24 protein-coding genes are annotated in these 23,644 nt (G+C 69.3%); 4 read left to right on the forward strand and 20 right to left on the reverse strand.

What is annotated here, in order from left to right; genetic code table 11:
* Nucleotides 1-135 precede the first annotated feature (135 nt).
* A complete protein-coding gene (locus J3S89_RS08770; protein WP_217927106.1) occupies nucleotides 136-1,101 on the forward strand; it encodes a CBS domain-containing protein in 966 nt (321 codons plus the stop codon).
* Here J3S89_RS08770 and J3S89_RS08775 read toward each other — a convergent pair.
* From J3S89_RS08775 to nrdR, 6 genes are all read right to left on the reverse strand, one after another.
* Nucleotides 1,079-2,068, reverse strand: coding sequence for a class I SAM-dependent methyltransferase (locus J3S89_RS08775; protein WP_217927107.1), 990 nt, complete (start codon nucleotides 2,066-2,068; stop codon nucleotides 1,079-1,081). The genes J3S89_RS08770 and J3S89_RS08775 overlap by 23 nt on opposite strands.
* A 76-nt stretch (nucleotides 2,069-2,144) precedes the next feature.
* On the reverse strand, nucleotides 2,145-2,630 hold the full coding sequence (gene nusB, locus J3S89_RS08780; RefSeq protein WP_217927108.1) for a transcription antitermination factor NusB: 486 nt from the start codon (nucleotides 2,628-2,630) through the stop codon (nucleotides 2,145-2,147).
* Between the two features lie 2 nt (nucleotides 2,631-2,632).
* Entirely contained in the window at nucleotides 2,633-3,121 is a 489-nt protein-coding gene (locus J3S89_RS08785) for a 6,7-dimethyl-8-ribityllumazine synthase (RefSeq protein ID WP_217927109.1), read from the reverse strand.
* A gap of 88 nt (nucleotides 3,122-3,209) precedes the next feature.
* Complete coding sequence (locus J3S89_RS08790) at nucleotides 3,210-3,824, reverse strand: riboflavin synthase (RefSeq protein WP_217927110.1); 615 nt, start codon at nucleotides 3,822-3,824, stop codon at nucleotides 3,210-3,212.
* Nucleotides 3,825-3,836: 12 nt separating this feature from the next.
* Nucleotides 3,837-4,937, reverse strand: a complete 1,101-nt coding sequence (ribD, locus tag J3S89_RS08795) for a bifunctional diaminohydroxyphosphoribosylaminopyrimidine deaminase/5-amino-6-(5-phosphoribosylamino)uracil reductase RibD (RefSeq protein WP_217927230.1) — start codon at nucleotides 4,935-4,937, stop codon at nucleotides 3,837-3,839.
* 29 nt (nucleotides 4,938-4,966) lie between these two features.
* Nucleotides 4,967-5,434 carry a transcriptional regulator NrdR gene (gene nrdR / locus J3S89_RS08800; RefSeq protein ID WP_217927111.1) on the reverse strand — a complete coding sequence of 156 codons (468 nt, stop codon included), beginning with the start codon at nucleotides 5,432-5,434 and terminating at the stop codon, nucleotides 4,967-4,969.
* Between the two features lie 217 nt (nucleotides 5,435-5,651).
* Here nrdR and J3S89_RS08805 point away from each other — a divergent pair, with 217 nt between their 5' ends.
* Nucleotides 5,652-7,322 (forward strand): bifunctional metallophosphatase/5'-nucleotidase, encoded by a 1,671-nt coding sequence (locus tag J3S89_RS08805; RefSeq protein ID WP_217927112.1) that lies wholly within the window; start codon nucleotides 5,652-5,654, stop codon nucleotides 7,320-7,322.
* Nucleotides 7,323-7,435: 113 nt separating this feature from the next.
* Here J3S89_RS08805 and glyA read toward each other — a convergent pair whose 3' ends face one another.
* The 13 genes from glyA to J3S89_RS08870 all read right to left on the reverse strand — a co-directional run bounded on the left by glyA (nucleotide 7,436) and on the right by J3S89_RS08870 (nucleotide 21,274).
* Entirely contained in the window at nucleotides 7,436-8,731 is a 1,296-nt protein-coding gene (glyA, locus tag J3S89_RS08810) for a serine hydroxymethyltransferase (RefSeq protein ID WP_217927113.1), read from the reverse strand.
* A 175-nt stretch (nucleotides 8,732-8,906) separates the two neighbouring features.
* Entirely contained in the window at nucleotides 8,907-10,199 is a 1,293-nt protein-coding gene (locus tag J3S89_RS08815; RefSeq protein ID WP_230488915.1) for a L,D-transpeptidase family protein, read from the reverse strand.
* A 331-nt stretch (nucleotides 10,200-10,530) separates the two neighbouring features.
* On the reverse strand, nucleotides 10,531-11,700 hold the full coding sequence (locus tag J3S89_RS08820) for a benzoate/H(+) symporter BenE family transporter (RefSeq protein ID WP_217927115.1): 1,170 nt from the start codon (nucleotides 11,698-11,700) through the stop codon (nucleotides 10,531-10,533).
* A gap of 310 nt (nucleotides 11,701-12,010) precedes the next feature.
* Nucleotides 12,011-12,523 carry a transcriptional regulator LdtR gene (gene ldtR, locus J3S89_RS08825; RefSeq protein ID WP_217927116.1) on the reverse strand — a complete coding sequence of 171 codons (513 nt, stop codon included), beginning with the start codon at nucleotides 12,521-12,523 and terminating at the stop codon, nucleotides 12,011-12,013.
* A gap of 241 nt (nucleotides 12,524-12,764) precedes the next feature.
* The gene (locus tag J3S89_RS08830; RefSeq protein ID WP_217927117.1) at nucleotides 12,765-13,187 is read right to left on the reverse strand and encodes a hypothetical protein; all 423 of its coding nucleotides are present in this window, start codon (nucleotides 13,185-13,187) and stop codon (nucleotides 12,765-12,767) included.
* Nucleotides 13,184-14,179: a porphobilinogen synthase gene (gene hemB, locus J3S89_RS08835; protein ID WP_217927231.1), complete on the reverse strand. Its 996-nt coding sequence runs from the start codon at nucleotides 14,177-14,179 to the stop codon at nucleotides 13,184-13,186. The genes J3S89_RS08830 and hemB overlap by 4 nt, the downstream gene beginning before the upstream one ends.
* A 221-nt stretch (nucleotides 14,180-14,400) precedes the next feature.
* Entirely contained in the window at nucleotides 14,401-14,667 is a 267-nt protein-coding gene (locus tag J3S89_RS08840) for a hypothetical protein (protein WP_217927118.1), read from the reverse strand.
* A 237-nt stretch (nucleotides 14,668-14,904) separates the two neighbouring features.
* Nucleotides 14,905-16,137, reverse strand: coding sequence for a threonine ammonia-lyase (locus J3S89_RS08845; protein WP_217927119.1), 1,233 nt, complete (start codon nucleotides 16,135-16,137; stop codon nucleotides 14,905-14,907).
* A 75-nt stretch (nucleotides 16,138-16,212) separates the two neighbouring features.
* Nucleotides 16,213-17,424 (reverse strand): beta-ketoacyl-[acyl-carrier-protein] synthase family protein, encoded by a 1,212-nt coding sequence (locus J3S89_RS08850; RefSeq protein ID WP_217927120.1) that lies wholly within the window; start codon nucleotides 17,422-17,424, stop codon nucleotides 16,213-16,215.
* A 131-nt stretch (nucleotides 17,425-17,555) separates the two neighbouring features.
* On the reverse strand, nucleotides 17,556-18,452 hold the full coding sequence (mmsB, locus tag J3S89_RS08855) for a 3-hydroxyisobutyrate dehydrogenase (RefSeq protein WP_217927121.1): 897 nt from the start codon (nucleotides 18,450-18,452) through the stop codon (nucleotides 17,556-17,558).
* A gap of 109 nt (nucleotides 18,453-18,561) precedes the next feature.
* The gene (locus J3S89_RS08860) at nucleotides 18,562-19,023 is read right to left on the reverse strand and encodes a DUF6163 family protein (protein WP_217927122.1); all 462 of its coding nucleotides are present in this window, start codon (nucleotides 19,021-19,023) and stop codon (nucleotides 18,562-18,564) included.
* Between the two features lie 24 nt (nucleotides 19,024-19,047).
* Nucleotides 19,048-20,103, reverse strand: coding sequence for an enoyl-CoA hydratase/isomerase family protein (locus J3S89_RS08865; RefSeq protein WP_217927123.1), 1,056 nt, complete (start codon nucleotides 20,101-20,103; stop codon nucleotides 19,048-19,050).
* Nucleotides 20,104-20,119: 16 nt separating this feature from the next.
* Nucleotides 20,120-21,274, reverse strand: a complete 1,155-nt coding sequence (locus J3S89_RS08870) for an acyl-CoA dehydrogenase family protein (RefSeq protein ID WP_217927124.1) — start codon at nucleotides 21,272-21,274, stop codon at nucleotides 20,120-20,122.
* A 222-nt stretch (nucleotides 21,275-21,496) separates the two neighbouring features.
* On the opposite strand from J3S89_RS08870, the gene J3S89_RS08875 reads away from it, so the two are divergent.
* Complete coding sequence (locus J3S89_RS08875; protein ID WP_217927125.1) at nucleotides 21,497-21,991, forward strand: RDD family protein; 495 nt, start codon at nucleotides 21,497-21,499, stop codon at nucleotides 21,989-21,991.
* A gap of 145 nt (nucleotides 21,992-22,136) precedes the next feature.
* Nucleotides 22,137-22,889, forward strand: a complete 753-nt coding sequence (locus tag J3S89_RS08880; protein WP_217927126.1) for an arginyltransferase — start codon at nucleotides 22,137-22,139, stop codon at nucleotides 22,887-22,889.
* 233 nt (nucleotides 22,890-23,122) lie between these two features.
* Here the strand turns inward: J3S89_RS08880 and J3S89_RS08885 are convergent, their stop codons facing one another.
* Nucleotides 23,123-23,551: a hypothetical protein gene (locus J3S89_RS08885; protein ID WP_217927127.1), complete on the reverse strand. Its 429-nt coding sequence runs from the start codon at nucleotides 23,549-23,551 to the stop codon at nucleotides 23,123-23,125.
* Nucleotides 23,552-23,644 lie beyond the last annotated feature (93 nt).

Raw genomic sequence — 23,644 nt, forward strand, 5'->3', positions numbered from 1 at the left:
TTCACCGGAGCTTTACGACCTTTCGTCTACGCAGACGAGACGATGCCGAGACGGATCGCCTGGTTTCAAATGCGGGGCGGGCGGCCTTTCCGCGGAGAGGTTCGATTCGCCCACGACGATATCGAGGATTTTTCGATGCTGGCACGCGACATCATGACGAAATCACTGGTGACGGTCGCCCCGGGCGATCCTCTGTCGGCGGTGGCGAAGGCGCTGCTCCAGGCGCGGGTCAGCGCCGTGCCGGTGATCGACGCGAGCGGGCGGCCGGTCGGCGTGGTCAGCGAATGGGATCTGATCGGCCAGCACGCGCCGGAGCGGGTGTTGCGGCGCGATCATTGGCTGGCGCGGCTGGCGGAGGGCAATCCGCTCTCGGCGGAGTATCTCGAGATCACAGAACCGAGCGCCCGCACCGCCGAGGAGATCATGACCCGGCCGGTGATCACCATCACCGACGACGCGGATCTCGCGACGATCGCCGGGGTGCTCTCGGTGCGCAAGGTGAAGCGGGTCTTCGTCGTGGCCGGCGAGCGGCTGGTCGGCGTCGTCAGCCGGGCCGACCTCGCCCGCGCGCTGATGCTGCGGCCCGACATGGTGCCGGGCCGGGCGCCGGTCGAGGAGGTGGCCGCGCCGCCTCCCCCGCCGCCCGTGGCGCCGGTGGCGGCGCCGGTCGAGGCCGGGCGGTCGGCGGCGGCCTTCCGCCGTCTCGTCGACGCGCACGAGGAGGCCAAGCGTCAGGCGCGCGTGCGCGAGGCGCAGATGCAGGAACAGGCGCGAGGCGCGCTGGTGAAGAAGCTCGCCGGCGAGCAGCTGACCGATCGCGCCTGGACGGATCTGATGGACCGGGCACACGCGGCGGCGGAACGTGGCGAGAGGGACTTCCTGCTGATCCGCTTCCCGGCGGCGCTGTGCTCGGACGGCGGGCGGATGATCAACGCGCCCGACCCCAATTGGCCGACCTCGCTCCGGGGGCCGGCGGCGGACATCTACGAGCGTTGGCGCGACGAATTGAAGCCGGCCGGGTTCGGTCTGGCGGCGCGCATCCTCGAGTTTCCCGGCGGCTTCCCCGGCGATGCCGGCATCACCCTGACCTGGGGCGGCTGAGGCCGCCGTCCGGCTGGGGCCAGTGCGGCAACAGACGGCGGCGGGCGATCGAGGCGGCGAGCCACGCCGTCCGATCGCGCAGCCGGTAGCGGGCGCGTGCGGCGGCCGAGGGGCGCCACTCGGGCTCGAGGTCGCTCGCCGGGCGCCGCGTCGTGGTGTCGAGGACGAAATCGCCGACCGGGCCGGAATAGCCGACCACCGCCGGGGCGCTCGCCGCGTCCAGGCCGGCGTGGTCGACCGCCTCGCGATAGTTGGCGTAGTGGCGATAACGATCGAGCACCCTGCGGGTCGAGGCCGAGCGCGTGCGGATCGCCGAAGGGCGCTCGGCGCGCGCGAGCACGGTGAGGCGCCCGAGGGTGGCGATGGTCGTCACCACCTCGAAACCGGCGGTCTCCATCAGCGCGCACAGGGCCGAATGGCTCGGGCGGAAGAAGGTGTTGGCGTGGCGGAGCGCCTTGCCGGCTTCGCCCGGCTCGAAGGAGAGGCGCGCGCGCCCCTCTCCCTTCAGATATTGGGTCTCGAGGATCAGCCAGCCCTGCGGCCGGAGATTGCGGCGTAGGGTGACCAGAAGCGGCAGCGGATCGAAGACGTGGTAGAGCACGCCGCAGCAGGCGATCAGATCCCAGCTCGGCTCCTTCACGTCGGCGACGTCGGAGACGAGGAACGGCGTCCGATAGCCGACGTCGAGGCCGAGCGCCGCGCGGGCCCGCTCGAAGGTCGGGCGCGGCACCACGTCGGTCGCCACGACCGAGCGCGCGCCGGCGCGGGCGAGCGAGAAGGCCATCAGTCCGTCCATGGTGCCGATGTCGAGACAGTCGGCGGCGGCGAGATCGAGGTGGCGGAGAAGGGCCAGCGCGCCCCAGAGCGTGTAGTTCGGCGGGGTGTCGCGATCGAAGCGGCCGGGGGTGACGGTGCCGTCGGGAAGCCGCAGGGCGTGGAACCACGAGTCGGTCGTCGCGTCGCTCATGTCCGCCCTTCCGGTCGCTCGCGGGTCGGGTCCGGCGCCGCGTGCCGAGGCGGCGGGCCGGTCGCCGGGGCGAGGATCAGCCCTCGAATTCCTTGACGCGCCAGGCACGGGCGAGCTTGTCGAGGACGGCGTTGACGATCTTCGGCTCGTCCTCGACGAAGAAGGCGCGGGCGACGTCGACATATTCGGTGATGACCACCTTGGCCGGCACGTCCTTGCGCTTCATCAGCTCCCACATGCCGGCGCGCAGGATCTCGCGCAGCGTGACGTCGATGCGCTTCAGCGGCCAGCCCTCGACGAGAGCCTGATGGATGGTCGGGTCGATCACCTTCTGCTCGGCGACGACGCCGGCGACGATGTCGCGGAAGAAGATCGAATCGGCCTCGCGATATTCGTCGCCGTCGATCTCCTGGCCGAGGCGGAACAGCTCGAACTCGGTGACGACGTCGGCCAGTTCGCCGCCGCCGATCTCCATCTGATAGAGCGCCTGAACGGCGGCGAGACGGGCGGCGCCGCGCTTGTTGGCGGGACGCACGGTGTCGGTGGGGCGGGTCGCTGTCATGCTCACAGTCCGAACTTGCGCGCCAGCGCGATCATGGCGAGGGCGGCGGCGGCGGCGGCCCCGCCCTTGTCGAGACGGTTGCGATCGGCCCGTTCCCAGGCCTGCTCGTCGTTCTCCACCGTCAGGATACCGTTGCCGAAGGCGAGGCGGTGCGTGACGGCGAGATCCATCAGGGCGCGATTCGATTCGCCGGCCACCACCTCGTAATGGCCGGTCGCGCCGCGCACCACGCAGCCGAGCGCGACGTAGCCGTCCCAGCGACGGCCGCGCTTCTCCTCCGCCGCCAGCGCGAAGGCGATGGCGGCCGGGATCTCCAGCGCGCCGGGAACCGTGATGACCTCGTGGGCGACGCCGGCGGCGTCGAGCACGGCGATCGCGCCCTCGCGCAGAGCGGCGGCGAGTTCGGGCTCGAACCCGCCCTGGACGATCAGCACGGAGGCGCCGGCGACCTCGGCCGGGTCGAAGTCGGCATAGTGGCGTTGGGTGGACATGGGGTCGATCGATCCTGTTTCGAGCCGGGATCTATGATCCGCGAGCGCCGGAATGTCCAGCCTTTCGGCGGATCGCCGCCATTCGCCCTCAGCCGGCCGCTTCCGCCTCCCGGAGACGCGCGACGTAGCGGGCCATCAGGTCGATCTCGAAATCGACTCGGTCGCCGGCCTTGCGTTCTCCCCAGGTGGTGACCTGGAGCGTGTGCGGGATGATCTGGACGCTGAAGCAGTCGCCCTCGACGGCGTTGACCGTCAAAGAGGTGCCGTCGAGCGCGACCGAGCCCTTCGGCGCCACGAACTTGGCGAAGGCATGGGGCACGCGGAAGCGGAACACCGCCATGTCGCCCTCCTCGACGCGGCTCTCGATCACCGCGATCGCGTCGACGTGGCCGGTGACGAGGTGACCGCCCATCTCGTCGCCGAGCTTCAGCGAGCGTTCGAGATTGACCTTCGTGCCGACGGTCCAGTCGCCCATGGTGGTGACGCGCAGCGTCTCCGGGCTCGCCTCGACGTCGTGGAAGCCGCGGCCGTCGGGGAGCCGGCCCTTGTCGACCACGGTCAGGCAGCAGCCCATGTGGGCGATCGAGGCGCCCATGTCGATGCCGTCGGGATCATAGGGCGAGGCGACGCGCAGGCGCACGCCGACCTCACGGGTGTCGAGCGCGACGATCTCGCCGACGGCGGTGACGATGCCGGTGAACATGGGATCTCTCCTCTAGGAGCGTTCGGTCTCGCGGGCGTAACGGGTCAGCCGATCGGCGCCGACGGCGCGGCAGTCGACGACGTGGAAGCGACGGGCCTCGGGCGCCAGCGCCGTCTCGATCGCCGCCGGCAGGTCGACCCCGCCGGGGCCGACCACCACGTCGCTCGTGAAGAGGGCGACGTCGTCGACGAGATCGGCGGCGATCAGGGCGGCCGCGACCTCGGCGCCGCCCTCGACCATCACCGAGGTGACGCCCTGGCCGGCCAGAACCGCCAGCGCGGCGGCGAGATCGATGCGGCCGTCGGCGCCGTGCGGCACCGGCACGATCTCCACCCCGAGGGCGGCGAGCGCACGGCGGCGCTCGTCGGGGGCGTCGTCGGCGACGATCAGGCGGACCGGCACGTCGCGGGCGGTCCGCGCCAGCCGGCTCTGCGGCGACAGGCGGCAGGCGCCGTCGAGGACGACGCGGATCGGCGACAGGGAGCCGGCGCCGGGCAGGCGCACGGTGAGATCGGGATCGTCGACGCGCGCGGTGCCGATGCCGATCAGGATCGCGTCGGCCTCGGCGCGCATGATCTGGGCGACGGCGCGGGCGGCCGGGCCGGTGATGGCGAGGCGGGCCTGGTCGCGGCGGCCGAGGCGGCGGTCGGCGGAGACGGCGAGCTTCAGGAGAACGCGCGGTCGGCCGCGCGTCACCCGCGAGAGATGGCCGGCGAGGCCGTCGCGGGCCTCCCCCGCGCACACGCCGCGCAGAACCTCGATGCCGGCGGCCTCGAGCCGGGCGAAGCCGTGGCCGGAGACGCGCGGGTCGGGATCGTCGAGGGCGCAGACGACGCGCCTGATGCCGGCGGCGACGATGGCGTCGGCGCAAGGGGGTGTGCGGCCGTGGTGGGAGCAGGGCTCAAGCGTGACGTAGAGCGTGGCGCCGCGCGCCGCCGCGCCGGCCTGCGCCAACGCCTGCGGCTCGGCGTGCGGGCGCCCGCCGAGCGCGGTGACGCCGCGCCCGACGACGCGGGGACCGTCGGGGCCGGCTGACACGACGATGGCGCCGACCGCCGGGTTGGGCGCGGTCAGGCCGAGATGGCGCCGGGCGAGGCGGATCGCGGCGCCCATGAAGCGCTCGTCGAGGGCCGAGGCCCGGCTCACCGGATCGGGCTCTCGGGGGCGGCGAGCTCGCCGAGCAGATCCTCGAAATCCTTGGCCTCGCGGAAATTGCGATAGACCGAGGCGAAGCGCACATAGGCGACGTCGTCGAGGCCCTTCAGCCCTTCCATGATCAGCTCGCCGATCTGCTCGGAGCCGACCTCGGGCTCGCCGAGGCTCTCGAGCTGGCGGACGATTCCCGAGACCATCCGCTCGATTCGATCGGGATCGACCGGGCGCTTGCGGCAGGCGACCTGGACCGAACGCATCAGCTTGTCGCGATCGAAGGGCACGCGCCGGCCGGAGCGCTTGACCACGGTCAGCTCGCGCAACTGCACCCGCTCGAAGGTGGTGAAACGCCCGCCGCAGGCGGAGCAGATGCGGCGGCGGCGAATGGCGGCACCGTCCTCGGTCGGGCGGCTGTCCTTCACCTGGGTATCGTCACCGCCACAATAGGGGCACCGCATCCTCATTCTCCCGTCGCGCGCACGAGGCATCGTCGCCGGCGTTTCTACACGATAGTCGGGGGCGGTGGCGAGAGGCGTCGCACCGCCCTCTCCTTCACCGCGCGCGCCTTCCCCCCTCGCCTTCTCCATTGACCGGCCGAACGCGCGGACGGATGCTGAGGGGGATCGTCGGGGGACGATCCTCTCTCTTCGCTCTCCTTCCCCATCACGGACGACCATGAAGCTCGCTCCCTCCCTCCTCGTGCTCGGCGGTCTCGCGACCGCGCTTTCGACGACGACGATCGCCACCGCGGCCGATCTCCATCCGCTCGAGGTCAAGCTGCTGGCGATCAACGATTTCCACGGCAATCTGAAGTCGCCCGGCGGCATCAAGATCAAGGATCCGGCCGACCCGACCAAGACGATCTCGGTTCCGGCCGGCGGATCCGAGGCGATGGCGACCCTGGTCAAGGAGAAGCGCGCCTCGGCGAAACATTCGGTGTTCGTGGCGGCCGGCGATCTGATCGGCGCCTCGCCGCTCTTGTCGGCGCTCTTCGCCGACGAGCCGACGATCGAATCGCTGTCGGCGATGGGGCTCGAGGTCTCGGCGGTCGGCAATCACGAGTTCGACAAGGGAGTCGGCGAACTCTTGCGCAAGCAGAACGGCGGCTGTCAGTCCGACAAGGCCTGTCTGGCGCTGCATCCCTTCGTCGGCGCCAAGTTCAAGTATCTCGCGGCCTCGACGACCTACAAGGACAGCGGCAAGACCATCTTCCCGGCCTATGAGATCAAGACCTTCGAGGGCATCTCGATCGCCTTCGTCGGGCTGGCGCTGAAGGGCACGCCGGACATCGTGCTGCCGTCGGGCGTGGCCGGCGTCGAGTTCCACGACGAGGCGGCGACGGTCAACGCGCTGATCCCCGAACTGAAGGCCAAGGGCATCGAATCGGTCGTCGTGCTGATCCACGAGGGCGGCTTCCCGACCGGCGACTACGACGAATGCCCGGGCATCTCCGGGCCGATCGTCGACATCGTCAAGAAGCTCGATCCGGCGGTGAAGGTCGTGGTCTCCGGCCACACCCACAAGGCCTACAACTGCGCCATCGACGGCAAGCTCGTCACCTCCGGCGACAAGTTCGGCACGGTCGTCACCGACATCGATCTGAAGATCGATCATCAGACGCGCCAGATCGTCGAGGCCAAGGCCCACAACGTGATCGTGCGCACCGACACCTATGCCAAGGATCCGGAGCAGACCGCCCTGATCGCGGCCTATGAGAAGGTCGCCGGTCCGCTGATCGAGCGGCCGGTCGGCAAGATCGCGGCGACGCTGCCCAAGGCGGAGGCGCCCTCGGGCGAGATCGCGCTCGGCGACATCATCGCGGACGCCCAGCTCGCCGCCACCAAGGCGGCCGACAAGGGCGCGGCGGTGATCGCCGTCACCAATCCGGGCGGCATCCGCGCCGATCTCGTCAAGAAGCGCGAGGACGGCACCGTCACCTACGGCGACATCTTCGCGGTGCAGCCCTTCTCCAACAATCTGGTGACGCTGACGCTGACCGGCGAGGAACTGGACACGATGCTCGAGCAGCAGTGGCAGAACCAGCCCAAGCCGCGCATTCTCCAGATCTCCAAGGGCTTCTCCTACACTTGGAGCGAGGCGAAGCCGGCCGGCGAGAAGGTCGACATCGCCTCGATCACCCTCGACGGCAAGCCGATCGATCCGAAGGCGAGCTACCGGGTGACGGTCAACAACTTCCTCGCCGACGGCGGCGACGGGTTCAAGGTGTTCCGCAAGGCCAAGGACCAGCTCCCCGGCATCTTCGACGTCGACGCGCTCGAGGACTATCTGAAGACCGCCGGCCTGATCGAAGCCCCGAAGCTCGACCGGATCGTCAAGGCGGACTGAGGGCGACGCCCTCACCCGCCGGGCGCAGGCTCGGCGGGCGGACGGCGGCCCCGAAACACGACGAGGGCCGGGATCGCTCCCGGCCCTCGTTTCACGTCCTCTGCCGTGATCGATCAGGAATAGATCGGGAAGCGCTTGCAGAGCGCGGCGACCTGTTCCTTGACGCGGGCCTCGACCTGGCCGTCGCCGTCGGGGCCGTTCTTCATGATGCCGTTGACGACCTCGCCGATCATCAGGCCGATCTCGCGGAACTCGGCGGTGCCGAAGCCGCGGGTGGTGCCGGCCGGCGAGCCGAGCCGCACGCCCGAGGTCACCATCGGCTTCTCCGGGTCGAAGGGGATGCCGTTCTTGTTGCAGGTGATGTGGGCGCGCTTCAGCGCCTTCTCGGTGACGTTGCCGGTCGCCTTCTTCGGGCGCAGGTCGACCAGCATCAGGTGCGTGTCGGTGCCGCCGGAGACGAGGTCGAGACCCTGTTCCAGAAGCGCCTCGGCCATCGCCTGGGCATTGGCGACGACGTTGGCGGCGTAGGTCTTGAACTCCGGACGCAGCGCCTCGCCGAAGGCGACCGCCTTCGCCGCGATGACGTGCATCAGCGGGCCGCCCTGGAGGCCGGGGAAGACGGCCGAATTGATCTTCTTGCCGATGTCGAGGTCGCGCGACAGGATCATGCCGCCACGGGGCCCGCGCAGGGTCTTGTGGGTGGTGGTGGTCACCACATGGGCGTGATCGAGCGGGTTCGGATGCGCGCCACCGGCGACGAGGCCGGCGAAATGCGCCATGTCGACCATGAAGATCGCGCCGACTTCATCGGCGATGGCGCGGAAGGCGGCGAAATCGATGCGGCGGGGATAGCCCGAGCCGCCGGCGACGATCAGCTTCGGCCGGTTGGCGAGGGCGAGCGAGCGCACCTCGTCCATGTCGATGAGGTGGGTGTCGGGCGTGACCTTGTAGGGCACCGGCTTGAACCACTTGCCCGACTGGTTGACCGGCGAGCCATGGGTGAGGTGGCCGCCGCAGGCGAGGTCGAGACCCATGAAGGTGTCGCCGGGCTGCAGGAAGGTGAAGAACACCGCCTGATTGGCCTGGGCGCCGGAATGGGGCTGGACGTTGGCGTATTCGGCGCCGAACAGCAGCTTGGCCCGCTCGATGGCGAGGCTCTCGGCCACGTCGACCCATTCGCAACCGCCGTAGTAGCGCTTGCCCGGGTACCCTTCCGCATATTTGTTGGTCATCACCGAGCCTTGCGCCTCCAACACCGCCTTGGAGACGATGTTCTCGGAGGCGATCAGCTCGATCTCGTCCTGCTGGCGGGCGAGTTCGTCGACGATCGACTGGAACAGCGCCGGATCGCTCGAGGCCAAGCCCTGGGTGAAGAACCCGGGAAAGAGGGGGGCGGTGGTCTGGGTCATGCGGGGCACCTCGTCGGGTCTTCGCCGGCTTCGCCGGCTCGTTCGCGCGCCCGATAGCACGAAACGGGCGCCAGATCTTCCCCCTCGAGCGGTTTCGAGGCGGAAAACGAAAGAGCCCGGCGGGGCCGGGCTCGATTTCATGTCGCTCGGGGGGCGCGCGCCCCGCCGGGGGCGCTCACTCCTGAGCGACCAACATACCGACGCCGTCCTTGTTGTAGATGTCGTCGCGGAAGTGGATCACGCCGGCGGTGGTCGCCCAGGCGGTGACGTAGTTGATGTAGACCGGCACCGGCGTCTTCAGCTTGGCGTCGAGACGCTGGCCGTTGTTCAGCGCCTCGGCGACGGCGTCCGGCGTCCAGCCGGGGGTGTCGCGCAAGAGCCAGGTCACCAGGCCCTGGATGTTCTGGATGCGCATGCAGCCCGACGAATAGAAGCGGTTGTTGTCGCCGAACAGATCCTTGAACGGCGTGTCGTGCATGTACACGTCGTCCTTGTTCGGGAAGGTCACCTTGACCGTCGACATGGCGTTGTCGCCGCCGGGATCCTGGCGGAACGAATACTGGGTGGCCTGCACCGAGTTCCAGTCGACCGCCTCGGGCGGCACTTCCTGACCACGGCCGTCGAAGATGCGGATGTGGTTCTTGGTCAGGTAATCCGGCTCGGTCTGCATCTTGGGGATCAGATCCTTGCGGATGATCGAGACCGGCACGTGCCAATAGGGATGGAAGTTGATCTCGCGGACCGCCGAGGTGAGGGTCGGGGTCTGGCGATCGATCTTGCCGACGACCGCGTTGTGACGCTCGACGACGCGGCCCTGCTCGACCATCTCCAGCTCGGCGGCGGGGACGTTCATGAAGATGTAGCGGTCGCCGAGGAAGCCGGACATGGCGCGGATGCGGACGAGGTTCATCTCGAGCTGGGCGAGACGGGTCTCGACCGGCACGTTCATCACCTCCATCACGGTGTCGTCGACGACGCCGTCGGGACGCAGGCCGTGGCGCACCTGGAAGCGGCGCACGGCGGCGTCGACGTAAGAGTCGAACGTGTCGTAATAGCCCATGCGGGCCTGATCGGCGGGCATGTCGCCGGAGGCGACGAGGCGCTCGCGCAGGCGCGGCACGGCCTCCGACCGGCTGCCGACCTTGAGGCGCGACGACGACTTGACCTTCGGCCAGCCGCCGCGGGCCTGCTGTTCCTGCAGGCGCGGGATCGCCGCCTCGATGGCGGTGACGGTGTCGGCGGACAGCAGCGGCGTGTCGGACTTGATGCGCTCGGCCTGAGCGGCATTGGTGCCGGCATCGAACTTCTGCTGCCATTCGCGCACCGCCTGCGAACGGGTCAGCGCCTCGAGCGGGCTCTCGCTCTGTTGGGCGAAGGCGGCGGTGGGCACGAGGGCCGCGCCCGCGAGACCGGCGAGAAGCGCGCGGCGGGTCGGTCGAGAGGCTTTCGGAGCAGAGTGGCGATGCACCGCGTCGATCTCCATCGTTGGGGCGTACCTGGACGCCGTTGGCTGCCGACGATCTCGCGCGATGCCCGGGGTCGGGACGTCGTGGAGGAGACATCGACCGGGCCCGCCCTCGGCGGCTTCGTGCGAGGATCCCCGTCCCGCCACCGACCCTTCGGCGGCGAGGGGTGTCCCCGTGACTCGGCGGTCGATGCCGCCTCGTCCTCTACCCGTGTTCGGCTCTTGGTTACTCATTGCAATATGGCCGAAACATGTCGCCGTCGAGCCGGCATCGCGCGAGAAAAGCTCGGCGGCGCGCAGTGTTGCAGCAAATCCGCGAGGCGGCGACGCGCGATCACGCCCGCCCCGGTCTCCATCTCGCGAGGACGTGAACGGCGAGGCCGATCACCAGCGCCCAGAAGGCGGAGCCGACGCCGTGCCACGACAGGCCGGAGGCGGCGACGAGGAAGGTCAGGAGCGCCGGGATTCGATCCTCCTCGCGGTCGAGCGCCGCCTTGGTCGAACCGCCGAAGGCACCGACCAGGGCGAGGCCGGCGGCGGCCTCGATCAGTTGCGGCGAGGAGCGCATGACGAGCGCCACCGCCACCACCGCGACCACGCCCAGCGCCATGTGGCCGAGCCCGCCGATCGCCGCGACGATCCAGCGGCGCGAGCGGTCGGGGCCGGCCTCGTCGCCGGCGGCGAGCGCCGCCGTCAGCGCGGCGAGATTGACCACGGGCATGCCGAGGGGGGCGAGCAGCGCCGACAGCGCGCCGGTGGCGATCAGCAGTGGGCGGAACGGCGGGTGATAGCCGAAGGTGCCGATCACCGCGTAGCCGGGGATGTTCTGCGAGGCCATGGTGACCAGGAACAGCGGCAGGGCGATGGAGATCGTGGTCTCGAGATCGAACACGGGCGCGACGAAGACCAGCTTCGGCCATGCGAAGGCGAGGCCGGAGAAAGCCCCTTCGCCGCCGAGCCCCATGAAGGCGAGCGCCAGCGCCGCCGCCGCCGGGGCCGCCCACAGACGAGCGAAGCGCATCAGCACCACCCAGGTGGCGACGATGGCGCCGATCGCCAGCGGCATCTCCGTCAGTGCGGTGAAGGGCAGCAGGCAGAACTTGAGGAGCACACCGGCGAGCATCGCATTGGCGATCGGCTTCGGGATCGCGCCGACGAGGCGGCCGAGCGGCTCGAAGAGGCCGGAGGCGGCGACCAGCAGGCCGGTGGTGACGAAGGCGCCGACGGCGGCGGGGAACCCGCCCGACCCGACCCCGACGGTGGCGAGCAGGACCATGCCGGGCGTCGACCAGGCGATCGAGATCGGCATCCGCGTCCACCGGCTGAGGCCGATCGCCAACACGCCGAGCGCGATGGCGAGCCCCACCATGGCCGAGACGATCTCCGCCTCGTTGGCGCCGACGGCGGCGAGGCCGCGAATGACGATGGCGCCGGAGGAGGCGTAACCGACCAGGGTGACGAGCAGGCCGGTCAGGATCTCATGGGGGTGGACGAGTTTCTGCAAGGCGAGGATCCGGTCGCGAGGGCGGGGCCACACGAGACCCGGACGCGGCCGGAAAGACAAGTGCCCATGGCGACGGGCAGACCGGCGCAACCGCCGTCACGCAGCGGGCGGACGCGGAACGCGCGGCCGACCCGAACGAAGGAAAGGCCCGAACGAGGAGAAGGCCCGGACGGGGAACCGTCCGGGCCTTCAGGGTCTGCCATCCGGAGCGAGTGATGCTCGAAGTCGATAGTGGATCCGGTCGATCCCGAAGCGCCCTCGAAGTCGAGCCTGCCCGACTTCGATTTCTTCTCGTTCGAAGCGCTTCGTCTCAGAGACGATAGAGGATCTGGTCGGTCCAGAAGCGCTCGAGACGCTGGAGCGACTTGTTGATCGTCTGGAACTCGCCGGGGCCGATGCCGCCGACCTGTTCGATCGAACGCAGCTGGCGGTCGTAGAGGCGATCGACGACGTCGGCGATCTCGCGGCCCTTCTCGGTCAGCGACACGCGGACCGAGCGGCGGTCGACGCGGGAGCGCTCGTGGCGGACGTAGCCGCCCTCGACAAGCTTCTTCAGATTGTAGGAGACGTTCGAACCGAGATAGTAGCCGCGGGTGCGCAGCTCGCCGGCGGTCAGCTCGGCGCCGCCGATGTTGAACAGCAGGAGCGCCTGGACGGCGTTGACGTCGTCGCGGCCGACGCGGTCGAACTCGTCCTTGATGACGTCGAGCAGGCGACGATGGAGGCGTTCCACCAGAGTCAGCGCTTCGAGGTAGAGCGGCCGAATGGCCTCCTGTTCCTCGGTACGGGGCGCGAGAGCCGCCGCCTTCTTGAGAGTGTTCATGGGTTATGCCTCACTCAGCTCGTTTGTTCTTTGGGCTCTTCTGGCCTCTTCATGAGGTGAAATGTACCGAACCGAGTCTAAAATCGCCTTAAATTGCATCATGAACTTTTGGTAAAACCCCACCTCCGAATGTCTTGCTGAACATCTTCTGAATCGGCCCGACAGTATTCGATTCAGATTCGATCAACCGAAGACTCCAAGACTTCGGAAAGGACGTTCGTGGAGACTCTCGAAAGGGTGTTCAGCGAGCGTCCGCCGGCATCGCGAGACGGGCCGCGCCCTCGCCGCGGGCGCGCGCATCGGCGAGCCAGAAGCGCTCGAGGACGAAGAGCCGGGCCGGCGAGAGGGCGCCGGCGGCGGAACGCACACCGACGAGCCTGGTGCGGCCGGGATGGTCCTCGTCGGGGCCGAAGGCACAGTCGAGGAAGCCGCCGCGCACATGGGCGCCCTGCCCGACCCGGTATTGGAGATGAAGCGTCGGCAGATCCGCGCGCAAGGGCTCGACCGAGACGATCTCGATCGGCCCGCGCGAGGCGGCCTCGATCGCCGGGACCACCGCGACGCAGGTGGCCCGTTCCGCCTCGTCGACGCGCCCGCAGGCGGCCATCGCCGTGCCGAGGAGACAGAGCCCCGTCAGGGCCGGGATCCGGCCCGCCGCGATCACGCCCCCGCCTTCAACATCTCGGCGACGAAGGGGGCGAAATAGGTGAGCACGCCGTCGGCGCCGGCGCGCTTGAAGGCGATCAGGCTCTCCATCATGGCGCGGTCGCGATCGATCCAGCCGTTGGCGGCGGCGGCCTCGATCATCGCGTATTCGCCCGAGACCTGATAGGCGAAGGTCGGCAGACCGAAGGTCGTCTTCAGTCGCGCCAAGATGTCGAGATAGGGCATGCCCGGTTTGACCATGATCATGTCGGCGCCCTCGTCGATGTCGAGGGCGGCCTCGCGAATCGCTTCTTCCGTATTGGCCGGATCCATCTGATAGGTGCGCTTGTCGCCGATCAGGGTCTTGTTGGTGCCGACGGCGTCGCGGAAGGGGCCGTAGAAGGCGGAGGCGTATTTGGCCGAATAGGCCATGATCTGGACATGGGTGAAGCCGTGGGCGTCGAGGCCGCGACGGATCGCGCCGATGCGGCCGTCCATCATGTCGGAGGGCGCGATCATGTCGGCGCCGGATTCGGCCTGGACCAGCGCCTGGGCGACGAGGCGGGCGACGGTGGCGTCGTTGACGATCTCCTCGCCCTCGAGCAGGCCGTCGTGGCCGTGGCTCGTATAGGGATCGAGCGCGACGTCGGTGATGAGGCCGATCTCCGGCACCTCGGCCTTGATGGCACGGCAGGCGCGGCAGATCAGGTTCTCCGGATTGAGCGCCTCGGAGCCGTGGTCGTCGCGCAGATCCGGATCGGTGTTGGGGAAGAGGGCGAGCGCGGGGATGCCGAGCTTCGCCGCCCGTTCCGCCGCGCGCACCGCGAGATCGACCGAGAAACGCTCGACGCCGGGCATGGACTTGACCGGCTCGGTGACGCCGTTGCCGTCGACCACGAAGAGCGGCCAGATCAGATCGTCGACCGAGAGCCGGGTCTCGCGCACCATGCGGCGCGACCAGTCGGTGCGGCGGTTGCGACGCATGCGCCGGCCGGAGAGAATCGCGTCCATGTCGGCGGCGGCGTATCCGGCGTTGAGATGCTTCTCGCTCATCCTCGGTCCCCGATCGGCGGGACCCGTGGACGGCCCGCAGTCCCTTTCAACCGCGGCCTCTTATCACGGACGCACCCGGAGGTCATCCCGGTGCATCCGTGAGAAAGTCGTCGGAGGGGCATTCCGCGCGACGATCCGGAGGAGAACGTGCCGGTCTTCGCCGGTGATCGTCCCTCGGTTCACATGCGCGAGAGCCCACGGACCTTGCATTGCTGCTCCGCCACGCCCATGGCCATCGACCACTGCCCGATGAAGCCGAACATGCCGCCCAAGCCCTTCTTCGCCAACTCGGTTTCGGCTCGCGCGCGATCACCGGCGAGAACGTAGCCGGCAATCTGCCACCCCTCGTCTCCCATGATCTCCTTCACCTTGCCGGCGGCGCATCCGCAATCGGACGACGACGCCCCGGTCACGGCCTGGCACTTGGTCACGAACGTGTCCTTCACCTGATCACATCCCGAAAGAACGAGGACCAGACCGAAGACGGCGAGAAACGAGCGCGGCGAAGTCGAACGAACGGCGTTGCACATCATGAGGCCCTTTTGCGTGTGAGACCATGACGTGAACAACCAACAGAATCTCATTCCGACCGGAAGATCGTACAAATACTCTCCATGAGAGCGTTACGTAAGTCACACCCTCGATGCGATCGTGGCACGTGCGATCCGACGATCGTCCTCCCCTCACCGGGGCCCGTCGAGCCGTTCGACCACGTAGTCGAGCGCCTCGAGCGCGGCGATGATCTCCTGGGCATGGGCCCCGTCGCGGGTCTCGAAGACGACGTCGAGGGTGGCCCCCTTGGCCGGGACCTTCAGCATGGTGCGGTGATGCTCGACCTCGAGCACGTTGCCGCCCATGCGGCCGAGCACGGTCGTGATCTCGCCGAGCACGCCGGGGCGGTCGGGGATGATCATGCGGATGCCGACGATCTTCTCCTCGCGGGCGAGTTCGCGCACCATGATCGAGGAGAGGATGCGCGGGTCGATGTTGCCGCCGGTCAGGATCAGCCCGACCTTGCGGGAGCGGAACCGTTCCGGCGCGGCGAGGAGCGCGGCGAGGCCGGCGCCGGCGGCGCCCTCGGCCATGGTCTTCTGGAGCGTCAGGTAGAGATTGACGGCGCGCTCGATGTCGCTCTCCTCGACCAGGATCAGATCGTCCATCAGCCGGCGCGCCAGTTCGAGCGTCATTCGCCCGGCCCGCTTCACGGCGATGCCCTCGGCGAGCGTCGTGCCGCCGGCATGGACCGGCAGGTCGCGCAGCTCGGCCCACATCGAGGGATAGAGCCGGGTCTCGACGCCGACCACCTCGATCCGCGGCTTCACCCCCTTTGCGGCGACGGCGATGCCACCGGCGAGGCCACCACCGCCGACCGGGGTGACGATCACGTCGAGTTCGGGGACGTCGGCGATCATTTCGAGCGCGACGGTGCCTTGGCCGCGAATGACGTCGAAATCGTCATAGGGGTGCACGAAGGTGAGGCGATCGCGCTCGGCGAGACGGGCGGCCTCGATCTCGGCCTCCGCCACGGTCTCGCCGGACAGCACGACATGGGCGCCGAAGCCGCGCGTCGCGGTGACCTTCACGTGCGGCGTGGTCACCGGCATGACGATGGTCGAGGGAATCCGCAGGCGCGTGGCGTGATAGGCGACCGCCTGGGCATGATTGCCGGCCGACATGGCGATGACGCCGGCCGCACGCTCCTCGGGGGTCAGCGAAAGCAGTTTGGTGAGGGCGCCACGCTCCTTGAAGGCATTGGTGACCTGGAGGTTTTCGTATTTCACCCAGACCTCGGCGCCGGTCAGGGCGCTGAGGCGCGGCGCCGGCAGGAAGGGCGTGCGCATCACCGCCCCCTCGATCGTCTTCGCGGCGGCACGGACGTCGTCGAGGGTGGGCAGGCGGGGTTCGAACGCGGTCATGACAGCGGCCTCGGTGGGTGCGAGGCCGATGGTCTTAGCCGATGGCGCGGGAATTGGCGAGCGGAAGCGCACGCCTCAATCGCCGCGACCGAGCACGATCGACAGGTTGAGGCCGCCGAAGGCGAAGGAGTTCTTGATCGCCACGTCGATCTTCGCCGGACGCGGCCCCTCGGTCACCGCGTCGACCGGACAGTCGGGATCGGGCTCGAGGAAATTGAGGGTCGGCGGCAGGATGCCGGCGTTCAACGCCGCCAGCGTGGCGATGGTCTCGATGGCACCGGCGGCGCCCATGGCGTGACCGACCTGCGACTTGGTCGCGGAGATCGGGATCGGCGCGGACCGGCCGGCGAAGACGTCGAGCACGGCAGCGGATTCGCACTTGTCGTTGAAGGCGGTGCCGGTGCCGTGGGCGTTGACGTATCCGACCGCGTCGGGGGCGATGCCGGCGTCGGCGAGGCCGGCGCGGATCGCCGCCTTCATGCCCTCGGGATCGGGCGCGACGATGTCGCCGGCATCCGACGACATGCCGGAGCCGAGCCAGCGGCCGAAGACGCGAGTCTTGCGGGCGCTCGCGCGGCCGGCACGCTCGAGGACGAGCATCCCGGCGCCCTCGCCCATGATCAGGCCCTTGCGGCCGAGCGAGAAGGGCCGACAGGTGTCGGAGGAGACGACGCGCAGCGCTTCCCAGGCCTTGAGCAGGCCGAGTTCGAAGCAGCTGTCGGTACCGCCGACCACCGCGACGTCGATGATGCCGGCGCGGATCAGGCCCTCGCCGACGAGCATCGCATGGCCGGCGGAGGCGCAGGCCGAGGTGACGCCGAAGACCGGCCCCTTGGCGCAGAGTTCCCGGGCGACACGGCTCGCCGGCGCCGACCCCATGATCTGCGGAATGGTGAAGGGCGAGGGGCGGAGCTCGTCGATGAAGATCTTGCGGAAGGCGCGCGCGGTCGCGTCGATGCCGGTGTTGGCGGTGCCGATCACCACACCGACCCGCGCCGGCTCGGGCGGGTTCTCGTCGAGGCCGGCTTCCTTCCAGGCCTGACGCGCGGCCACCGCCGCCATCTGGGTGTAGCGATCGATGTGGCCCTGGGTCTGCTTGTCGAAATGGGCGGCGGGGTCGAAGTCGCGGACCGGCGCGCCGTTGGTGAACTTGAGGCCGGGCGCGATGTCGGAAATGTCGCCGATGCCACAAGCCCCCGAAAGCAGCGCGGCTTCGAAATCCGCGATCGTCGAGCCGAGCGCGGAGACGACTCCGCGTCCGGTGATTTCCGTCTTCGGGGCGGACATGGAACGGTCCCTTCTCGGCCTGACACCATCCCTGTGACGAGATCGTCACATGGGCACGGTGAGGCGGGTAGCACGGATGGGGCGTCCTGTTAACCCATACCGACGGCGTGTATCCCGATCGTTTCCCCGGATCAGGCGCTCTTGCCGCCCCTGAGGAACTCGAACAGCGCCGAAAAGTCGCGGCCCGCGTTGCCCTGATCGACGAAGAGACGATAGAGCTGCGCCGCCTCGGCGCCGAGCGGGGTCGCCTGACCGGCGGCGGAGGCGACGTCCTGGGAGAGCTTCAGGTCCTTCAGCATCATCGCCGCGGCGAAGCCCGGGGTATAGCCGCGATTGGCGGGGCTCGTCGGCACCGGGCCCGGCACCGGGCAATAGGTGGTCAAGGACCAGCACTGACCGGACGAGGTGGAGGCGATGTCGAACAGCTTCTGCGCGTCGAGGCCGAGCTTCTCGGCGAGCGCAAAGCCCTCGCACACCGCGACCATGGAAATGCCGAGGATCATGTTGTTGCAGATCTTGGCGGCCTGACCGGCGCCGGAGGCCCCGGCGTGGACGATGGTCTTGCCCATCGCCGCGAGGATCGGCTCGGCGCGGCCGAAGGCGGTGTCGCTGCCGCCGACCATGAAGGTCAGGGTCGCCGCCGCCGCCCCGCCGACGCCGCCGGAGACCGGCGCGTCGGCCATGTCGAAGCCACGCGCGGCGGCCATGCCGGCGACCTTGCGAGCGCTCTCGACATGAATGGTCGAGCTGTCGATGAAGAGGCAGCCGTGCGGGGCATGGGCGAAGACGCCCTCCTCGCCGGCATAGACCGCCTCGACGTGCCGGCCTTCCGGCAGCATCGACACGACCACCTCGGCGTCGGCCACCGCCTCGGCGAGCGAGGTGCCGGCGCGGCCGCCGGCCTCCACGAGGCGGGCGAGCGCGTCGCCGGAGAGGTCGAGGCCGGTCACGACGTGGCCGGCGCGAACCAGATTGGCGGCCATGGGGAGCCCCATGTTGCCGAGGCCGATGAAGACGATCCGAGACATGCGTTTCTCCCCTGGGCGGACTTCGCCGCCTTGCTCGAGTGATTGCGAGGGACCTCGGCCGCCGCGACCGGACGCGGGCGAGGGCCGACGTCCGAGGCGCGGGCGATGGTCACTCGGGACGGCGGCGCTTCTTCTTCTCCTCGCGCTCGGCGCGTTCGGACAGGAAGAAGAGCAGCAGATAGAGCGCCAAGGTCGCCACCTGGAAGGCGGTCCAAGGTGGCGTCCAGTCGAAGATGCCGGCGTAGGCGGTGTGGATCAGGATCCGGGCGAAGGTGGCGACCAGCCAGGTCGCGACGCCCCAGGTCGAGCCGAGCCACAGGCCGACGGCGGCGATCGGATCGACCCCGGCGAAGAAATAGGCCGCGCCCTGACGCGGCAGATGCGCCTTGGTCTCGACCACCCCGAGGGGCGGCACCAGACCGATCAGCGCGGCCCATTCCCACAGCGCCCAGACCAGGTGGCCGACCGAGACGAGGCGCAGGAAGACGTCGAGGATGAGCCGCCAGCGCACCGGCGGGCGGTCGTCGATCCACGCGCGGGTCGCGGCGGCGGTCGTCTCGATACGGGCCATCGCGTCTCGTCTCCCGAAAGTCCCTCAGACGGCGAGATCGCCGTCCGCGGGGATGGTGGTGAAATGGGCCTCGATCTCGGCCGGCGACACCTCGGCGAGGGTCGCGGGATGCCAGCTCGGCCGGTTGTCGCGGTCGATCAGGACCGAGCGGACCCCCTCGTAGAAGTCGAGGCCCTGCAGAATGCGCGAGACGATGCGGTATTCGGTCCGCATGCCGTCCTCGAAGGAGAGAGAACCGCCGATCCGCACCTGGCGCAAGGCGATCGCGACCGAGGTCGGCGATTTGGCGGAAATCTCCGCCGCCAGCGCCTTCGCCCAATCGCCGTCGGGGCCCTCCTCGACCTCGAGACGGGCGAGAATCGCGCTCGCGTCGTCGCCGGTGAAGATCCGGTCGATCGCCGCGCGGCGGCCGGCGAGCGGCGCCGCGCCGGGATCGACGCGGAACGCCTCGAGGACCGCGCCGGGGTGATCGGCGACGCAGAGCGCGGCGAGCAACTCGCCCATGCGGGCGCTCTCGACCGTGTGCGACAGGAAGCCGACGTGGAGGCAATCGGCCCATTTCAGCCGTCCGCCGGACATGGCGAGGAAGGCGCCGGTCTCGCCCGGCATGCGCGAGAGCATGTGGGTGCCGCCGACGTCGGGGAAGAAGCCGATCGACACCTCGGGCATGGCGAAGAGGGTCTTCTCCGACCCGACCCGGAAGGGCGCATGGGCCGAGAGGCCGACGCCGCCGCCCATGCAGATGCCGTCGATCAGCGAGGTGAAAGGCTTCGGATATCGATGGATCTTCGTGTTCAGCCGATATTCGTCGCGGAAGAAGTCGGTGAGCCCCGGCTCGCCGGCGCGGCCCATGTCGTGGATGTGGCGGATGTCGCCGCCGGCGCAGAAGGCCTTCTCCGACGCGGAGGTCAGCACGACGTGGGCGACGGCCGGATCGGCGGCCCAGGCGTCGAGCCGCTCGGTCATGGCGAGAACCATCGGCAGGGTGAGCGCGTTCAGCGCCTTGGGGCGATCGAGGGTGATCACGCCGGCGCGGCCACGAATCTCGAAACGGACGTCTTCGGTCGGAACGGAGGTCATGGTCTCTGGCGAGCCTTCAATCGTCGATCAGCGAGCGGGCGATGATGAGGCGCATGACCTCGTTGGTGCCCTCGAGGATGCGGTGGACGCGGGTGTCGCGGGCGAAGCGCTCGATCTCGTAGTCGGCGAGATAACCGTAGCCGCCGTGCAGCTGCAAGGCCTCGTCGACCACCTTCCAGCCGGCGTCGGTGGCGAAGCGCTTGGCCATGGCGCAGGCGCGGGTGACGGCGGCGTCGGCCTTCTTCGGATCCTTGCGGTCGAGCATCCAGGCGGCACGATGGACCATCAGGCGGGCGGCCTCGAGCTCGGTCGCCATGTCGGCGAGGCGGAAGCGCAGGGCCTGGAAGTCGCCGATCGGCTGGCCGAACTGCTTCCTCTCCTTGACGTAGGCGAGGGTCCGGTCGAGGCATTCGGCGGCGGCGCCGAGCGAACAGGCGGCGATGTTGAGGCGGCCGCCGTCGAGACCGGCCATGGCGATGGAGAAGCCCTCGCCCTCGGCGCCGATGCGGTTTTCGACCGGCACCCGGCAATTCTCGAAGATCACGGCGGCGGTCGGCTGGCTCTTCCAGCCCATCTTCTTCTCGTCGGCGCCGAAGGAGAGACCGGGCGTGCCCTTCTCGACGACGATCGCCGAGATGCCCTTGGGGCCGGGGCCGCCGGTGCGCGCCATCACCACGTAGACGTCGGAGGTGCCGCCGCCGGAGATGAAGGCCTTGGACCCGTCGAGGACGTAATGATCACCGTCGCGCACGGCCTTGGTGGCGAGGCTCGCGGCGTCCGATCCGGCGCCCGGCTCGGTCAGGCAGTAGCTCGCGACGATCTCCATGGTGGCGAGGCGCGGCAGCCATTTTCGGCGCTGCTCGTCCGTGCCCCATCGGTCGATCATCCACGAGGCCATGTTGTGGATGGTGAGGAAGGCGGAGGTGGAGGTGCAACCGCGCGACAGTTCCTCGAAGATCACCGCCGCGTCGAGCCGGCCGAGGCCGGAGCCGCCGACGTCGTCGCCGACGTAGATCGCTCCGAGCCCGAGGGCGGCGGCGGCGCGCAGAGTTTCGAGCGGGAAGGTCGAGGTCTCGTCCCAGGCGCGCGCGTTGGGCGCCAGTTCGGCGGCGGCGAAGGCCGAGGCCATGTCGCGAAAGGCGCGGGTTTCCTCGGAATATTCGAAGTTCATGGTCGCTCCCTTCCCTCGCCGCACGAGACGCGCACGGCTCGCCTCACGGATCCTCTGGCGGGATCTCTTCACGACGTCGGGGTCTTCTCCAGGGGTAGCGAGGCTTCACGGATGCGTCAATCGCGGGGCGGCGGCGGAACCATGGGGATTTCCGCACGTCTCTTGTGGCGAGGCGCGGCAGCCCCCATCTTGTCTGACGCTGCCGCCAACCGAGGCCCGTCGATGACCCGACCCACCCGCGAGATCACCATTCGCCATCTGTTCGACCCGGCGCTCGAGCCGGATCTGTTCGAGCAGGTGCTGTCGCGCCGGGCGATGGCCTATGTCTTCGACGTGATCGGCGTGTCGGTGCTGTGGCTGATGGCGGCGGTCGTCGTGTTCTTCCTCGGCATCGCCACCTTCGGTCTGGCGTGGCTGATCTATCCGGCGCTGTGGCCGATCCTCGGCGTGCTCTATACCGTCGGAACGCTCGGCGGGCCGGAGTCGGCGACGCCGGGCATGCGCGCCATGGGCCTCTCGATGCGCACCACCGATGGACGCCGTCCCGACGGGCTGACGGCGCTGATGCACGTGGTGATCTTCTACGCCCTCAGCGTCGCGCTGACGCCGCTGATCCACCTCGTCGGGCTCTTCACCGAGCGCCGGCAGTTGCTGCAGGATCTGGCGATCGGCGTGCTGGTGATGGACGCGCGCGTGCTGGCTCTCACCGGGCGCTGACATATCGAACGATCAAGAGGCGCGAAGCCGCTCGATCCCCTTCTCGACGAGGGGAGAGCGCGCTATCGTTTCGCGTCGGACCGGCGCGCGCGGCCGATCGCGGCGGGTCGCCGCCGCGTGGCCGGGGCAGGACCGAGGAGGGCCGATGACGCAGCATCCGCTCGACGCACCGCAATTCTACCTGACGGCGCCCGCGCCCTGCCCCTACCTGCCCGATCATCAGGAACGGAAGGTCTTCACCCATCTCGTGGGGATGCGCGCCTCGGGTCTCAACGACGTGCTCACGCAGGGCGGGTTTCGCCGCTCGCAGAACATCGCCTATCGGCCGGCCTGCGACGGTTGCCGAGCCTGCGTCTCGGTGCGCATCGACGTCGCCGACTTCCTGTGGAGCCGCGGCTTCAAGCGGGTTCTCAAGACCAACGACGACCTGATCGGCGTCGAACAGGGCGCGCTGCCGACCTCGGAACAGTATTCGCTGTTCCGCGCCTATCTCGACGCCCGTCATTCCGACGGCGGCATGGTCGACATGACGGTGATCGACTACTCGATGATGATCGAGGACACCCATGTCGACACGATGGTGATCGAATATCGCCGACGCGGCCCGGATACCGCGATCACCGGGCGCGGCCAGGGGCCGCTGGTCGCGGTGGCGCTGACCGACCTGCTCTCCGACGGGCTGTCGATGGTCTATTCCTTCTACGAGCCCGACGAGGAGACGCGCGGGCTCGGCACCTTCATGATTCTCGACCACATCCGCCGCGCCGCCCGGCACGGACTGCCCTACGTCTATCTCGGCTATTGGGTCGAGGGGTCGAAGAAGATGGCCTACAAGCGCCGCTTCCTGCCGCAGGAGCATCTCGGCCCCGACGGGTGGGAACGCGTCGACACGCCCTGAGATCCACCGCGCCGGGCCCGATTCGCCGGGCCCTCCCGTGGTCACGGCCCGACACGGGCTCCGGGGCACGGGCCGACCGGCCGACGCCGATCCGCGCCGGCCTTCGCTCGAGACGATTCGAAGAGGCCGGCTCGCCGTGCGTTCGCCGCGCGGTGGAGCGACGAGCATGCCCGCCCCGTCCGGGCGCGGACGCCCGCTCGAGCCGAAACCGATCGCCCCGCGCGGTGCCGCGCTCAGCGGCCCGGCAGCAGGCGCGCGAAGAAACCGGGGCCGAACCAGGCGGCCGGTCCGCTCGCGGTGGCGGCGCGGGTGACCCGCGAGGCCTGGAGACGGGCGAGGCGCTCGCGCCGTTGATCGGCGGGAAGCGGTGCGGTCTCGAATTCGATCATGGCGTCGAAGTCGCCGCGCGCCACGAACTTGCGTCCGCCCCGCAGCAACACGACGAAGAGGCGCTTTTCGGTCGAGCGGACACCCTCGCCGCGATCGCGCGCGGTCGGACCCTCGCCGGCCTCGGCGGCCCCGACGACCTCGTTCTCGAGGAACAGGTCCTCGACGTGCCCGTCGTTCGATCGCAGTCTGAGAAAGGCGCGCCCCGCCTCGGAATAGCGGATACGCGTGGTGTCTCTCTCGAAGTCCCCAGAGAGAATTTCGATCGTCGCCATCGGATCAGTCCCCCCGAACCAGACCCCTGTCCGTACGCGGCCATACTAGCCTGCCCCATCGCGACACGTGAGGTGTGACGAAAGGACAACCCG

This window comes from Pinisolibacter aquiterrae (assembly GCF_019160155.1).
Classification (GTDB): domain Bacteria; phylum Pseudomonadota; class Alphaproteobacteria; order Rhizobiales; family Ancalomicrobiaceae; genus Pinisolibacter; species Pinisolibacter aquiterrae.